Consider the following 14,190-nt stretch of genomic DNA (forward strand, 5'->3'; position numbering starts at 1 on the left):
CACGGCGTGCGGTAGCAGCGAGGACCGGCTCAGCTGACGCCGTGCTTCTGCAGCACCCGCTTCTGAGTGGCCGTCAGTTCGGTCGGGAAGTAGAGGTAGCAGACGCCCCCGGTGCCGCTGACGACCTTGCCTTCGGCGTTCTTGCGCTTGGTGCGCAGCCAAATATTTTCAAACTGCCGCCGCTTGTAGACGTGGCGGACCGAGGGGTTGTCCGGGGAGTTGGGGTCGTTGGCGATGACGTCGCCGGTCTTGGTGAAGCCGATGACGGTCATCAGATGCCCCGCGGTGCCGTAGCCGGCGCCGTCCAGTTCGGACTCGATGAAGGACTGCGAGGTGATCACCGGGATGCCCGCGGCGACGAGTTCCTCGGCGTCGGTGAGCGAGTTGAGCCGGGTGACGACCCCGTTCATGTCCCGGTATGTGCTGGCGTAGGCGCTGTTGAAGGGCCAGTTGCCGCAGCCCTCGTACTGGTAGTCGAAGGTGTAGCGCGCGGCGTGGCAGACCTGGGGGTCGGCGTAGTCGGGGTTCACCCAGGCGAGGTCCTCGGCGGTGGGCTTACGCCCCCAGTACTCGATGATCATCTGCGATGAGGTGGGGCTGCACCAGGCCTCGCCGCCGTTGTCGTACTCGGGGTACTGGCCCTTGTGGATCTCCTGCGAGTAGCGCGGCACCTTCAACTCGACCGCCCGCCCGAGGCCGGGCTCGGAAGCGGGGACCTCGAAGCGGTCCGGTACGTCGGAGCACATCACGCCGGCCCGCCAGACCGTGGGGGTGGCCTTGCTGCCGGGGGCGCGATAGAGGGTCAGCCGCAGCCGGTAGGACTTCAGCCGCAGCCCGCTGCCCAGGTCGTCGATGGCGAAGGTGTCGGTGGACACGGAGCTCTTGCCGTCCTTCTGGCCGTCGACGGAGGTGCGGCGCGGCACGTCGTCGCCGTCGCCGGACGTCCAGATGCCCATGGTGTACCAGGGCGTGCTCTTGCCGTCCGAGTAGGTGCCGCGCAGCTCGATCCTGATCCAGGTGCCCTTGGGCGTGTGGGCGTTCCAGGAGGCGATGGCCTCACCGGCCGGTACGGCGCTGGTGTGTACGGGCGAAGTCCAGGTGGCGTACTCCCAGCTGGCTTTCTTCCCGGTGTGCGGGTCCTTGTAGTCGGTGCTGCCCGCGGGGGTCGCCAGGACGATGCCGGGGCGTCCTCCCGAGTCGACGCGGGTTCCCTTGGCGGTGCCGGAGGCCCAGTCGCGCTGCGAGGCCCAGTTGTGGAACTCCACGTTTCCTGCCCTCCCCGGCCGGCCGGGCTTGGCCGGGCGGCCCGTGGTTCCACCCGACCGGGTGTCGGCTGCCAGGGCGGCGGGGACCGCGACTGCCGAGGCTGCCGCGGCGACGGCGGCGGCCAGGACGGTACGGCGATTGGCGGATCTGCTGGTCATGCGGAGTGCCCCCAGTCGTGGGTCGGTGCGGCGGTCGTCACAGATGGTGCGTGGTGTCGATCACAGGTTGGTGCGTGCTGTCGGTGTCACAGGTGGTGCGCGGCGCCGTGCGCGGCCGTACCCGGCGGTCGTACTCGGCCGTGCGGTTGTGCGGTCGTACCGGGCCGTACGCGGAAGCCAACTATTGCCGCTGAGCGAGGCGCGTGCCAGGGCTTCGGCCGCCCGGCATGCCGTCGTCATTGGCGCAGCCAGTGACGGAGCGTGGCCGGCGCGCGAAGGCCACCACCGCACACCCGTGCGACCCCGACGTACGCTGGGGAGATGCCCGCTCCACGCTCCCTCGAAGCACTTGCCGACCGGCTTGCCGCGCTGCCCGCCTCATGCGGCCCGGTGCGGCTGGTGGGCGTGGACGGGCACGCCGGGTCCGGCAAGACCACGCTGGCGCGGCAGCTCTCGGAGCTGCTCGGCGGTGCGCCGGTGCTGCACCTCGACGATCTGGCCTGCCATGAGGCGCTGTTCGACTGGACGGAGCGGCTCGCCGAGCAGGTGCTCGGGCCGCTGGAGCGCGGGGCCCCTGCACGCTACGTGGTGTACGACTGGGTGGCGCGTGCCCACAGCACGGAGGCCGTGCTGCCGCCCGCTCCGGTCATCCTCGTCGAGGGAGTGGGTGCGGGCCGGGCAGCTCTACGGCCTTATCTGGCTTGCCTGTTGTGGGCCGACATGGCGGCCGAGGCCGCATGGCAGCGCGGCCGACGGCGGGACGGTCCGGGTCAACACGGTTTCTGGGAGCGGTGGATTCCCGCGGAGCGCGCGCATTTCGCGGCCGACCCTTCGCGACCGTTCGCGGACTTCCTGGTGCGCGAAACGGGCAAGGGGCGTCCGGGGTACGAGATACGGGAGAGAGCTGAGGAGGCGCCGGACGCGGCGTTGAATATGACCCTCCGTATAACTCCTGGCAGTTGACAGCGGGCTGATGGCACTGTGTGCAACCGAGCGGCTTGACCATTGGCGCCGGACCGATTACGTTTCCAACAAGCGGTCTACGCAGGCCGTCTTCAGACGCGAAGCCCCCGGTTGTTCCCCCGTGACCGGGGGCTTCGTTCTGCCTCCACACAGTCAAGTGGAGGGAGACTCCTCCATTTTGCTCACTCTTAGTAAGAGTTTTGCGGAAGCCTTCCCCCCGCGCCTCTCCCGACACGCCCCCTGCCACCGGCTGTTCCACGACCTCGGAAGCCGTGTACGCCGCCCTTCGACAGCGCCCTGAGCACGGGTACGATGCGAAACAGCGTGGGAACCCCGGGTGATAACCGGCAGATACGGGGGACGTTTCGTGGGGGACGTGATGAACTTCGGCACGCAGGACCCCCAGGGCCTGCACGCCCCGGCCGAACTCGCCTGGCTTCGCGGGGTGGACGCGTACACCGTCGGCGGATACGCCCAGGCCGAGGAGGAGTTCCGCACAGCAGTGCGGCTCGATCCCGGAATGGCCGACGCCTGGCTGGGCCTGCACGCACTGCGCGCCGACACCGCGACCGCGCTGCTGCGGATGTACCACCACAGGGACCGCTTCGGTGAACAGCGCGCCCGGCACGGACGCACCCTCAACTCCTGGTACTGGCTCGGCTGGTGGGTGCAGCCGGTGCTCGAGTACGAACGTGATCTGCTGCTGGCGCACGCCTCCCACTGGCTGGACGGACGACACGTCGCCGAGCTCGACCGCGCCCTGGCCGGCTGTCCCCCGGTGGACACCGATCCGCAGGTGAGATTCCTGCACGCCTGCCGTGCCTATCTCGCCAAGGACTGGGAGGGACTGGTCGCCCACACCGAGCCGCTGGTCGACGACCCGCTGCTGGGCATCGAGGCGGGACTGTTCGCGGGCATGGCCCGGGTGCGGCTGGAGATGTACGGGCAGGCCGAGCCGCTGCTGGCCGCCGCACTGATGCGCTGCCGCAGCGAACAGCCGCAGCGCAAGGAGTTGCGCTACTGGCTGGCCCGCGCCCGCGAAGGCACCGGCCGCAGCGCGGCGGCACTCCCGCTGTACCGCGCCGTGCACCGTATCGACCCGACGTTCATGGACACGGCCGCGCGGCTGACGACCATCGCGGAGAGCGACGGCGTTGGTGGTACGGCGGAGGATCTGGCAGCCGCTGTCCTCTCGGGCGGTCTGGGCGGGCCGGACGGGCCGGTGGGGAACGGGCCCGAGCTCTTCGACAGGGGCCCCGAGGCGCCCGGCGACCCGGCCCAGCCCCCGGATCCGGCCGACCCGGCAGACAGCGCAGCCCCCACGGACGGCAGCGGCCCAGGCCGCCCCGGCGACGACACGGGCCCGCGGAGCGGCACCGACCCGCGGAACGGCACCGGGCGGCCGGACGACGCCGGGCGGCCGAGCGACGGCGGGCTCCACCAGGACCCGGGCAGGTCCTTCGATGGAGCACCGGACGCGGGGCAGCCCGGCGGCACCCAGGACGGTTCGGACGCGGGGCTGCGGGACGCGGCCGAGTCCGCCGACCCGGTGGTGGACCCGGAGGCCGACGGGCTGCGCCTGGAGGACTCCGGAGACCCCGCCGAGCCGGTCAGGGTGGACACCAGCGTGCTGCGGGAGCGCGCTGCCGCGGGCGGCGGGCGCGGCGGCGACGGCAGGCTGCCGACGGGCCCCTCCGATCCGGTGCTGCTGGCGCAGGCGCTGGAGGAGCTGGAGCGGATGGTCGGCCTGGAGCCGGTCAAGCGCCAAGTGCGGGCGCTGTCCGCGCAGTTGCACATGGCGCGGCTGCGGGCCGGGCAGGGGCTGCCCGTGCAGCCGCCGAAGCGGCACTTCGTCTTCTCCGGGCCCTCCGGCACCGGCAAGACCACGGTGGCCCGCATCCTTGGCCGGGCCTTCTACGCGCTGGGCCTGCTGGGCGGCGACCATCTGATCGAGGCGCAACGCGCCGATCTGGTGGGCGAGTTCCTGGGCCAGACAGCGGTCAAGGCCAACGAACTGATCGACTCGGCGCTCGGCGGGGTGCTGTTCGTCGACGAGGCGTACGCCCTCTCCAACTCCGGCTACACCAAGGGTGACGCGTACGGCGACGAGGCGTTGCAGGTGCTGCTCAAGCGCGCGGAGGACAACAGGGACCAGCTGGTGGTGATCCTGGCGGGCTACCCCGAGGGCATGGACCGGCTGCTGGCCGCCAACCCGGGCCTCTCGTCCCGCTTCACCACCCGGGTCGACTTCCCCAGCTACCGGCCGCTGGAGCTGACGGCGATCGGCGAGGTGCTGGCAGCCGACAACGGCGACGTATGGGACGAGGAGGCGCTGGAGGAGCTGCGCAGCATCAGCGGTCACGTCGTCGACCAGGGCTGGATCGACGAGCTGGGCAATGGCCGCTTCCTGCGCACCCTTTACGAGAAGAGCTGCGCCTACCGCGATCTGCGGCTGTCCGGCTACTCGGGCACCCCGACCCGCGACGACCTGGCGACGCTGCGGCTGCCCGACCTCATGCAGGCGTACGGGGAGGTGCTGTCGGGGCGGGGTCCTGACGGTCCTCGTCCTGGCCCGCTGCCGCCCCCGCTGGGCTGAGGCCGCCGCCCGTACCGCTCCGCCCGGTGCCGCCGGGGCCCGTCAGATGCCGGGCACCGGGCAGGGCACGCAGCCGCCGGGGCCCGGTCCCGGGGCTGCCGGACGGGGTGCCGGACCTGGTGGGAGCGCCTGTCGTCGCGGGCGCGTAGGGTGCCGCTCCGGTCCTGGCCAGGTCGGTGTGTGCGGGGTCGTGCACCTCGCCGACCAGCATCTCCAGCACGTCCTCCAGCGCCGCCACCCCCAGCACCCGTCCCGTGGCGTCGGCGACGGCGGCCAGATGCGAGGCGCCGGCCCGCATGGCGGTGAGCGCGTCGTCCAGCGGCAGTTCACCGCGGAGTGTCGTCATGGGCCGCCACAGCCGCTGCGGTACCGCACGGTCGGCCTCCTCCAGATCGAGCACGTCCTTGACGTGCAGATACCCCAGGAAGCCGCCGTCGTCGGCGCGCACCGGGAAGCGGGAGTAGCCAGTGCGTACGGTCAGCTCCTCCACCTGGCGCGGGGTGACGTCGGTGCCGACGGTGACCAGTTCGGTGCGGCCCAGCAGGACGTCGGTCAGCGGCCGGGAGCCCAGTTCCAAGGCGTCGGCCAGCCGCTCGTGTTCGTCGGGTTCGAGCAGGCCGGCCTGCCGGGAGTCCTCCACCAGCTGGTTGAGCTGTTCGCTGGTGAAGACCGCCGCCACCTCGTCCTTGGGCTCGACCCGGAAGAGCCGCAGGATGACGGTTGCGCACGCGCCCAGCGCCACGGTCACCGGGCGGGTCAGCCGCGCGAAGGCGACCAGTGCGGGGCCGAGCCACAGCGCGGTGCGCTCAGGAGCCGCCATGGCGAGGTTCTTGGGCACCATCTCGCCGACCACGAGGTGGAAGAAGACCACCACCGCCAGCGCGATCACATACCCGACCGGGTGCACCAGCGCCTGCGGCAGCCGTACGGCATGGAAAGCCGGCTCCAGCAGGTGCGCCAGCGTCGGTTCGGCGACAGCGCCCAGCGTCAGCGAGCAGACGGTGATGCCGAACTGTGCGGCCGCCATCATCTGCGGCAGCGTCTCCAGCCCGCGCAGCACCCGCCGGGCGCGTGCCGAGCCCTCGGCCGCGAGGGGTTCGATCTGGCTGCGGCGTACGGAGACGAGCGCGAACTCGGCACCGACGAAGAAGCCGTTGCCGAGCACCAGCAGCGCTGCGAACAGGAGTTGCAGGACGCTCATGACGCCGCCGCCTCCATGCTCCGCACCGGACGCGCGGAATCACTGCCGACGCGGTCCGGCAGCGCACCGGTCGCAGGGCCTTCCATCCGGTGCGGGGCCACGATGCGGACGCGCTCGGCGCGGTGGTGTGCCACGTGCCGTACCCGCAACTGCCACTCCTGGCCGCCCTCCCGCGCGCCCCCTCCGGCGCGGGCGAGCGGCACCCGAAGCCGCGCGGTGTCACCGGGCACGGGGATGCGGCCCAGCAGGTCGGCGACGAGCCCGGCCACCGTCTCGTACGGGCCCTCGGGCACCTCGAGGCCGATCCCGCGCAGCGCGCCCACCCGGCAGCTGCCGTCGGCCTCCCACGCCGGGCGGCCCTCCGGATCGGGCGGCGCCGGGGCCAGTTCGGGCAGTTCGTCGTAGAGCTGCCCGTCGTGCTCGTCCCGCACCTCGCCGACGATCTCCTCGACGATGTCCTCCAGCGTGACGACGCCCGCCGTGCCGCCGTACTCGTCCACGACGACGGCGATGGGCTGCTCGCTGCGCAGCCGCGCCAGCAGCGGCCGTACGGGAAGGGTCTGGGGGACGTGCAGCGCGGGCACGGCGATCCGGGCCGCCGGGGTGTGCAGCCGCTGGTGCGCGGGCACCGCGAGGGCGTCCTTGAGGTGCACCATGCCGACGACCTCGTCCAGCGTGTCCCGATAGACGGGGAAGCGGGAGAGGCCGGTGGCGCGGGTGAGGTTGAGGACGTCCTCCGCGGTGGCCAGGGCTTGCAGGGCACTGACCCGTACCCGGGGCGTCATCACATGCTGCGCCGTCAGCCCGCCCAGTGCCAGAGTGCGGACGAACAGGTCGGCGGTGTCCTGTTCGAGGGCGCCGGCGCGGGCCGAGTGATGGGCGAGGGAGACGAGTTCGCCGGGCGTGCGGGCCGAGGCCAGCTCCTCGGCGGGCGTCACGCCGAGGAGCCGCACCATGCGGTTGGCCGCCGCGTTCAAGCCCGCGATCACGGGGCGGAACGTCCGGGAGAAGAGGCGCTGCGGTCCTGCGACGAACCGGGCCACCGCCAGCGGCCTGGAGACCGCCCAGTTCTTGGGCACCAGTTCGCCGAGGACCATCTGGACGGCGGAGGCGGTCAGCATGCCGGTGCCGACAGCGACCCCGCCGACCGCACCCGGCGGTATCCCGGCCGCGGTCAGCGGCCCGTCGAGCAGCCGGGCCAGCGCGGGCTCGGCGAGCATGCCGGTGACCAGGGAGGTGAGGGTGATACCGAGCTGGGTGCCGGAGAGCTGGAAGGACAGTTCGGGCAGGGCCCGTACGACGGCGCGGGCCTTCCGGTCGCCTTCAGCGGCGGCACGTTCGGCCTCGGGTTTCTCGACGGTGACGAGCCCGAACTCCGCCGCGACGAAGAAGCCGTTGGCGAGAACGAGCAGGAACGCCACACCGAGCAGCACTAGCGGGAGGGTCATGCCGCGCCCCCACCAAGACGGGACGCGGCGCACGTACTACAGGACGATCCGTCCATCGCTGGAGGTGGTCACTCCTCGGTTCGCAGGTGCCCCCGCACAAGCGCGGGGCGGCTCATGCCGATGGGCACCAGAGTAGACATTCGGTCTCGTCCCGCGAAGACGCGCGGCACCGCGCCGGGGTTGCCGGCCGTGCCGGTGGGACCGCTACTGTCCGGCGTCGTCAGCGGCGCCGTGTCCGGCGTCGTCCGGCGCTCCATCCGAGGGGTCCCGCGGGGTGGTGCCCTTGTGGTCGACGAGAGCGCGCAGGGCACGGGCGTCGGCCAGCGCCTGCCGCTTGGCGATGCCCGGCTGGATGCCCATCGCGGGCAGGCTGGTGCCGTCGGCGAGGTCCAGTGAGACCCACGGGTCGCCGGGCCGCAGATGGACGGCGAGCACCTGCGCCCATTCGAGACGTCGCTTGGTCGTCAGGTTGACGACCGTCACCCCGTCCTCGTCCGCGGTCACCCGGGGGCGGCTCAACAGCACCAGTACGCCGGAGAAGAGCGCGGCGGTGAAGATGAAGCTCGCCCGCTCGCCGCCGCCCAGCTGAAGCATCAGCGAGACGACGGTGAGGGCGGCGAACACCGCGAGCCCGGCCGTCAGCAGCACCGCGCGGGTGCGGGCCGGCCGGAACGTGACGGGAAGCGCGGGAATCCCAGGGCTGTCGGTCATCGGCGTGCTCCGGTCGCGGGTCACAGACGGCAGGCGTGGATGCCCGTGGTGAGGATGGCGCGGGCACCCAGGTCGTAGAGGTCGTCCATGATCCGCTGTGCTTCGGTGGTGCGCACCATGGAACGGACGGCCACCCAGCCCTGGTCGTGCAGCGGGGAGATGGTCGGCGACTCCAGACCCGGGGTGAGGGCGACGGCCTGTTCCAGGTGCTCGGCGCGGATGTCGTAGTCCATCATCACGTAGCTGCGGGCCACCAGGACGCCCTGGAGGCGGCGGAGGAACTGCTGCACCTTGGGCCCCTCCGGTTCGGCGCCGGTGCGCCGGATGACGACGGCCTCGGACTGGAGGATCGGCCCTCCGACGATCTCCAGGCCCGCGTTGCGCAGCGAGGTGCCGGTCTCCACGACATCCGCGATGACCTGCGCGACGCCCAGTTCGATGGCCGTCTCCACGGCGCCGTCGAGGTGGACGACGGAGGCGTCGATGCCCTTGTCCGCCAAGTGCTTGGCGACGATGCCCTCGTAGGAGGTGGCGACCGTCAGCCCCGCCAGGTCGTCGAGCGAGTCGATGGTGCCGGGCTTGGCGGCGTAGCGGAAGGTGGAGCGGGCGAAACCGAGGGGGAGCACCTCCTCGGCCTGCGCCCCGGAGTCCAGCAGCAGATCGCGCCCCGTGATGCCGATGTCCAGCCGCCCGGAGCTGACGTAGATCGCGATGTCGCGGGGGCGCAGATAGAAGAACTCGACCTCGTTCTCCGGGTCCACCAGGACGAGTTCCTTGGTGGCCTTGCGCTGCTGGTACCCGGCCTCATGCAGCATCTCCCCGGCAGGGCCGGAGAGGGAACCCTTGTTGGGGACGGCGATGCGCAGCATGAGCTTCCTTTGTTCGTGAAGGGGATCGTGTTCGTGAAAGGGGGCGTGAGCGGGAAGAGCCGGGTGAGGCTCGAAGGTGCAGCTCGGAGGTACCGGCTCAGAGGTGAGCGTATACGTCGTCGAGGGAGAGGCCCTTGGCGGCCATCAGCACCTGGAGATGGTAGAGGAGCTGCGAGATCTCCTCGGCGGTGCGCTCGTCGCCCTCGTGCTCGGCGGCCATCCACACCTCGGCGGCCTCCTCCACGATCTTCTTGCCGATGGCGTGCACGCCCTGCGCGGCGAGCTCGGCGGTACGGGAGGTGCTGGGGTCGCCGGTTGCGGCCTTGTGTTGCAGCTCGGCGAAGAGCTGCTCAAACGTCTTGTTCGCCATGGTGACGCTCAGCCTACGCGGTACCGGGGGCCGCTCACCGCCAGGGCTCCGCGACCGTGCGCAGGGCAGCCGCCGTCGCCACGGCTGCCGTGACCGCCTCGTGCCCCTTGTCCTCGGTGGATCCCGGCAGCCCCGCACGGGCGATGGCCTGCTCCTCGTCGTCGCAGGTCAGGACGCCGAAACCAATCGGCACTCCGGTGCGGACCGATACTTCGGTGAGGCCCTGGGTGACGCCCTGGCAGACGTAGTCGAAGTGCGGGGTGCCGCCCCGGATCACGACGCCGAGCGCCACGATCGCGTCGTATCCGCGGTCGGCGAGGACCTTGGCGACGACGGGCAGCTCGAAGCTGCCGGGGACGCGCAGCAGGGTGGGCTCGTCGATGCCCAGTTCGCGCAGCGCCCGCAGGGCGCCGTCGACGAGGCCGTCCATGACCTGCTGGTGCCACTGCGCGGCGATCACGGCCACACGCAGGTCCTGGCAGTTCTTGACGGTCAGTTCGGGTGCGCCCTTGCCGCTCACGGTGCTCCTCGTGCTCTCAGTGTGTGCTGGTGCTGTCGGTGATGCTTGTTCGGGGGACGGTCGGTGCTTACTGCGATCCGCAGGGCGAGGTGCGCTCGGCGTCCAGCCAGGGCAGGTCGTGGCCCATGCGGTCGCGCTTGGTGCGCAGATAGCGCAGGTTGTGCTCGCCCGCCTGCACGGGCATCGGCTCCCGGCCGGTGACGCGCAGCCCGTGCCGCACCATCGCTGCGGTCTTCTCCGGGTTGTTCGTCATCAGCCGCATGGACCTGACGCCCAGGTCGGTGAGGATCTGCGCGGCGGCCGCGTAGTCCCGCGCGTCGGCGGGGAGGCCGAGTTCGAGGTTGGCGTCGAGGGTGTCGCGGCCGCGCTCCTGCAGCTCGTAGGCGCGCAGCTTGGACAGCAGCCCGATCCCCCGGCCCTCGTGTCCGCGCAGATAGAGCACGATGCCCCGGCCCTCCTGCTGGACCCGCTCCAGGGACGCCTCCAGTTGGGGCCCGCAGTCGCACCGCAGGGAGCCGAAGACATCACCGGTGAGGCACTCGGAATGCACTCGTACGAGGACATCGTCGCCGCCCGAGAGGTCCTCCGGGCCGGTGATGTCGCCGGTGACCAGGGCGATGTGCTCCACGCCGTCGACAATGGAGCGGTAGCCGTAGGCGCGGAACTCGCCGTGCCGGGTGGGCAGCCGGGTCGCCGCCTCCCGGCGCACGGTGGGCTCGGCGGAGCGGCGGTAGGCGATCAGGTCCTCGATGGAGATGATCCGCAGCCCGTGCTTGCGTGCGAACGGCACCAGCTCGGGCAGCCGCAGCATGGTGCCGTCCTCGCCCGCGATCTCCACGATGGCGGCAGCGGGCCGCAGCCCGGCCAGCCGCGCCAGGTCGACGCCCGCCTCGGTGTGCCCGGCGCGGACGAGCACCCCGCCGGGCTTGGCGCGCAGCGGGAAGGCGTGCCCGGGGCGGACGAAGTCCGCAGGGCTGGTGTCGGGGTCGGCGAGCAGCCGGATGGTGGCGGCCCGGTCGGCCGCCGAGATGCCGGTGGTGACGCCGTGCGCGCCGGTCGCGTCCACGGAGACGGTGAACGCGGTGCCCATGGACTCGGTGTTCTCGGCGACCATCTGCGGCAGCGCCAGCCGGTCCAGGTCGGCCCCCTCCATGGGGGTGCAGATCAGGCCGCGGCACTCGCTCATCATGAAGGCGACGAGTTCGGGGGTGACCAGCTCGGCGGCCATCACCAGGTCGCCCTCGTTCTCCCGGCTCTCGTCGTCGACGACCACGACAGGGCGGCCCTCGGCGATGTCGCGGATCGCCTCCTCGACGGGGTCCAGCGCGAGCGCGAACGCCGCGTCGGCCTCCGCCGGTTCCTCCGGGAGTCGCGGGGCGGGCGGCGCGTCGTACCAGTTCGGCAGCGCGGTCATGGGCGTGCTCCTTCCTTGGTGGTGCGCTCGGGTGGCGTGCTCCGCGTCCACAGCGCGGCTCCGGCTGCCGTTCACAGGGCGGCTCCCGCGGAGTGCAGCGCGGGCTCCGTGCGGGCGGCGGCCAGGGCGCGGGCGTCCACGCGGGAGCGCAGCCACCAGGCACGCAGGCCCCACAGGACGAGGCCGAGGTAGACGACGTAGACCAGACCGGAGAAGGCCAGTCCGCTGCTGAAGGCGAGCGGCACCCCGACCACGTCCACCAGCAGCCAGGCGAACCAGAACTCGACCAGTCCGCGGGCCTGCGCGACCATCGCCGCCAGCGTGCCGACGAAGATGTAGGCGTCCGCCCAAGGGCTCCATGAGAGGGACGGGACGAGGGTGAAGAGGGTGCCGACGGCGGCGGTGCCCAGCACGGTGCCGAGCGCCAGCAGGCCGCGTTCGCGCCAGGTCGCGAACCGTACGGCGATGGATCCGTCCTGCGCCTGCTGGTTGCCGCGCCGCCACTGCCGCCAGCCCCACAGCGCCACCCCGATGACCAGGAGCTGCTTGCCGACGCCGCCCGCCAGCTGGGCGGAGGCGAAAGCGCTGACGAGTATCAGTCCGGACAGCAACTGCGCGGGCCAGGTGCCTATGGAGCGCCGCCAGCCCAGCGCCAGGCCGAGCAACCCCATGATGTTGCCGAGCATGTCGGACCAGATGACGTGCTGGCCGAAGGCGGCGAATGCCTCCTGGTTCAACCAGTGGAGACCGCTCATCGGGTTGCCTCGCTGTGCTGGATGCTCTGCTGGACGAGGCCCGGTGCGGAAGCGCCCAGCAGTCGCTCGACGTACTTGGCGAGGACGTCGACCTCCAGGTTGACCGGGTCGCCCGGCTGCTTGGTGCCGAGGGTGGTGAGCGCGAGGGTGGTGGGGATGAGGGAGACGGTGAAGTGGTCGTCGGTGGCCTCCACGACCGTGAGGCTGATGCCGTCGACGGTGATGGAGCCCTTCTCGACCAGGTACCGGCCCAGTCCTTCGGGCAGCCCGATCGTGATGTCCGTACCGCTGTCGGCTTCGTGACGCGCCGTGATGGTGCCGGTGCCGTCGACGTGGCCCTGGACGAGGTGGCCGTCGAGCCGGCCGCCGAGCGCCATGGGGCGTTCCAGATTGACGGGCGAGCCCACGGTGAGCGCCCCGAGGCTGGAGCGGTGCAGGGTCTCGGCCATGACGTCGGCGGTGAACTCGCCGTCACTCGTCTCGACGACGGTCAGGCACACGCCGTTGACGGCGATCGAGTCGCCGTGCCGCACGTCGGCGGTGACGCGCGGTCCGCGCAGCCGCAGCCGGGCGGAGGCGCCCTGGTCCTCGACGGCGACGACCTCGCCCAGCTCTTCCACGATTCCGGTGAACACTCAGGACTCCTCGGACTGTTCGGACTGCTCGGTCTGTTCGGCGGTGGCGGTGGTGACGGCGGCGGCCGAGCGGGCCGTCTGCGGCGCCGTACTGCCGACGGCGGTGATCCGCAGGTCGGGGCCGAGCCGCACGGTGTCGCTCACCGTGAGCCGCAACGCCTGCGCGATGGTGCTGATTCCGGCCTCTCCCAGCGCGGGTCGCCCGGCGCCCAGCAGCACGGGCGCGATGTAGCCGACCACCCGGTCGACCAGCCCGGCGGCGACGAAGGAGCCGGCCAGGGTGGCGCCGCCCTCCAGCAGCACGGCGCGCACATCGCGGGTCTGCAAGGCGGTCAGCAGCGCATCGAGGTCGAGCCCGGTTCCCCCAGCGGCGCGGGGCAGCCGCAGCACCTCTGCCGGGCTCGCGCCGGCGGCGGCCTCGAGCGCGGCGGTGTCCGCGTCCTGGGCGACGGCGATCAGGGTGGGTGCCACCTCGTCGAGGACCCGCGCCCCCGCCCTGACGACGGTCGCCTCGGTGTCGACGACGACCCGGAGCGGCTGCACGGCGCCGGGTACGTCGCGGACGGCCAGATGCGGGTCGTCGGCGCGGGCTGTGCCGGAGCCGACGAGGACGGCGTCGGACTCGGCGCGCAGCCGGTGCACATCGGCGCGGGCCTCGACGGAGGTGATCCAGCGGCTGGAGCCGTCGGCGGCCGCGGTGCGGCCGTCGAGCGTGGCGGCGTACTTCCAGGTCACGTACGGGCGGCCGTGCAGTACGGAGGTCAGCCAGGCGGCATTGCCGGCGGCGGCCTCGTCGGCCAGCAGGCCCCCCTCGACGTCGATGCCGGCCGCGGCGAGCGTCAGCGCTCCGCCCGCGGCGCCCGGGCTGGGATCGGAGACGGCGTAGACGACGCGGGAGATGCCCGCGTCGATGAGCGCCTGCGAGCAGGGGCCGGTGCGTCCGGTGTGGTCGCAGGGTTCGAGAGTGATGACGGCGGTGCCCCCGCGGGCGTCCTCGCCCGCTTCGGCGAGCGCGTGGACCTCGGCGTGCGGGCCGCCGGCACGCTGGTGCCAGCCCTCGCCTACGGTGCGGCCCGCCTGGTCGAGGACGACGCAGCCGACGACGGGGTTGGGGCTGGTGGAGCCGAGTCCCCGCGCGGCAAGAGCGATGGCACGGCGCATCGCGTCGCGCTCCGCCTGCGGCGCGTACGGCGCTTGGGGGTGGGGGGCCACCGGGTCCTCCTGCCTCTTCGGGCACGGACTCCGGGGCTGCTACGGGACTTGGACGGACGCGCGTCCGGGAAC

General features: G+C 72.1%; 13 protein-coding genes. 2 read left to right on the plus strand and 11 right to left on the minus strand.

Translation table 11 applies throughout. From position 1 onward, the window contains the following. Positions 1-29 precede the first annotated feature (29 nt). Entirely contained in the window at positions 30-1,424 is a 1,395-nt protein-coding gene (locus ACQEU8_RS23240) for a peptidase C39 family protein (protein ID WP_433104145.1), read from the minus strand. A 321-nt stretch (positions 1,425-1,745) separates the two neighbouring features. On the opposite strand from ACQEU8_RS23240, the gene ACQEU8_RS23245 reads away from it, so the two are divergent. Next, positions 1,746-2,387 (plus strand): uridine kinase family protein, encoded by a 642-nt coding sequence (locus ACQEU8_RS23245; RefSeq protein WP_433104147.1) that lies wholly within the window; start codon positions 1,746-1,748, stop codon positions 2,385-2,387. Between the two features lie 379 nt (positions 2,388-2,766). Beyond that, positions 2,767-4,983: an AAA family ATPase gene (locus ACQEU8_RS23250; protein WP_433108658.1), complete on the plus strand. Its 2,217-nt coding sequence runs from the start codon at positions 2,767-2,769 to the stop codon at positions 4,981-4,983. Here ACQEU8_RS23250 and ACQEU8_RS23255 read toward each other — a convergent pair. The 10 genes from ACQEU8_RS23255 to ribD form a co-directional block, all read right to left on the minus strand. Then, positions 4,901-6,184, minus strand: a complete 1,284-nt coding sequence (locus ACQEU8_RS23255) for a hemolysin family protein (protein WP_433104149.1) — start codon at positions 6,182-6,184, stop codon at positions 4,901-4,903. The genes ACQEU8_RS23250 and ACQEU8_RS23255 overlap by 83 nt on opposite strands. Beyond that, positions 6,181-7,632 (minus strand): hemolysin family protein, encoded by a 1,452-nt coding sequence (locus ACQEU8_RS23260; protein ID WP_433104151.1) that lies wholly within the window; start codon positions 7,630-7,632, stop codon positions 6,181-6,183. The genes ACQEU8_RS23255 and ACQEU8_RS23260 overlap by 4 nt, the downstream gene beginning before the upstream one ends. Positions 7,633-7,836: 204 nt before the next feature. Beyond that, positions 7,837-8,343, minus strand: coding sequence for a PH domain-containing protein (locus ACQEU8_RS23265; RefSeq protein ID WP_433104153.1), 507 nt, complete (start codon positions 8,341-8,343; stop codon positions 7,837-7,839). A 20-nt stretch (positions 8,344-8,363) separates the two neighbouring features. Continuing rightward, entirely contained in the window at positions 8,364-9,212 is an 849-nt protein-coding gene (gene hisG, locus ACQEU8_RS23270; RefSeq protein WP_433104155.1) for an ATP phosphoribosyltransferase, read from the minus strand. Positions 9,213-9,309: 97 nt separating this feature from the next. Continuing rightward, positions 9,310-9,582 carry a phosphoribosyl-ATP diphosphatase gene (locus ACQEU8_RS23275; RefSeq protein ID WP_209266586.1) on the minus strand — a complete coding sequence of 91 codons (273 nt, stop codon included), beginning with the start codon at positions 9,580-9,582 and terminating at the stop codon, positions 9,310-9,312. Between the two features lie 34 nt (positions 9,583-9,616). Continuing rightward, positions 9,617-10,102: a 6,7-dimethyl-8-ribityllumazine synthase gene (gene ribH, locus ACQEU8_RS23280; RefSeq protein ID WP_433104158.1), complete on the minus strand. Its 486-nt coding sequence runs from the start codon at positions 10,100-10,102 to the stop codon at positions 9,617-9,619. A gap of 67 nt (positions 10,103-10,169) precedes the next feature. Beyond that, positions 10,170-11,516, minus strand: a complete 1,347-nt coding sequence (locus ACQEU8_RS23285) for a bifunctional 3,4-dihydroxy-2-butanone-4-phosphate synthase/GTP cyclohydrolase II (protein ID WP_433104160.1) — start codon at positions 11,514-11,516, stop codon at positions 10,170-10,172. A gap of 71 nt (positions 11,517-11,587) precedes the next feature. After that, on the minus strand, positions 11,588-12,271 hold the full coding sequence (locus tag ACQEU8_RS23290) for a nicotinamide mononucleotide transporter family protein (RefSeq protein WP_433104162.1): 684 nt from the start codon (positions 12,269-12,271) through the stop codon (positions 11,588-11,590). Next, positions 12,268-12,906, minus strand: a complete 639-nt coding sequence (locus ACQEU8_RS23295) for a riboflavin synthase (protein WP_433104164.1) — start codon at positions 12,904-12,906, stop codon at positions 12,268-12,270. Before ACQEU8_RS23295 ends, ACQEU8_RS23290 begins: the two co-directional genes overlap by 4 nt. Further along, entirely contained in the window at positions 12,907-14,067 is a 1,161-nt protein-coding gene (gene ribD, locus ACQEU8_RS23300; RefSeq protein WP_433108660.1) for a bifunctional diaminohydroxyphosphoribosylaminopyrimidine deaminase/5-amino-6-(5-phosphoribosylamino)uracil reductase RibD, read from the minus strand. Positions 14,068-14,190: the final 123 nt, after the last annotated feature.

The sequence above is a fragment of the Streptomyces sp. CA-250714 genome (assembly GCF_050936705.1).
Taxonomy (GTDB): domain Bacteria; phylum Actinomycetota; class Actinomycetes; order Streptomycetales; family Streptomycetaceae; genus Streptomyces.

What these genes read in the sequence shown, in the direction of transcription:
- ACQEU8_RS23240 (WP_433104145.1), bottom strand. Translation starts at nt 1,424, where the DNA reads ATGACCAGCAGATCCGCCAATCGCCGTACCGTCCTGGCCGCCGCCGTC.
- ACQEU8_RS23245 (WP_433104147.1), top strand. Translation starts at nt 1,746, where the DNA reads ATGCCCGCTCCACGCTCCCTCGAAGCACTTGCCGACCGGCTTGCCGCG.
- ACQEU8_RS23250 (WP_433108658.1), top strand. Translation starts at nt 2,767, where the DNA reads ATGAACTTCGGCACGCAGGACCCCCAGGGCCTGCACGCCCCGGCCGAA.
- ACQEU8_RS23255 (WP_433104149.1), bottom strand. Translation starts at nt 6,184, where the DNA reads ATGAGCGTCCTGCAACTCCTGTTCGCAGCGCTGCTGGTGCTCGGCAAC.
- ACQEU8_RS23260 (WP_433104151.1), bottom strand. Translation starts at nt 7,632, where the DNA reads ATGACCCTCCCGCTAGTGCTGCTCGGTGTGGCGTTCCTGCTCGTTCTC.
- ACQEU8_RS23265 (WP_433104153.1), bottom strand. Translation starts at nt 8,343, where the DNA reads ATGACCGACAGCCCTGGGATTCCCGCGCTTCCCGTCACGTTCCGGCCG.
- hisG (WP_433104155.1), bottom strand. Translation starts at nt 9,212, where the DNA reads ATGCTGCGCATCGCCGTCCCCAACAAGGGTTCCCTCTCCGGCCCTGCC.
- ACQEU8_RS23275 (WP_209266586.1), bottom strand. Translation starts at nt 9,582, where the DNA reads ATGGCGAACAAGACGTTTGAGCAGCTCTTCGCCGAGCTGCAACACAAG.
- ACQEU8_RS23285 (WP_433104160.1), bottom strand. Translation starts at nt 11,516, where the DNA reads ATGACCGCGCTGCCGAACTGGTACGACGCGCCGCCCGCCCCGCGACTC.
- ACQEU8_RS23290 (WP_433104162.1), bottom strand. Translation starts at nt 12,271, where the DNA reads ATGAGCGGTCTCCACTGGTTGAACCAGGAGGCATTCGCCGCCTTCGGC.
- ribD (WP_433108660.1), bottom strand. Translation starts at nt 14,067, where the DNA reads ATGCGCCGTGCCATCGCTCTTGCCGCGCGGGGACTCGGCTCCACCAGC.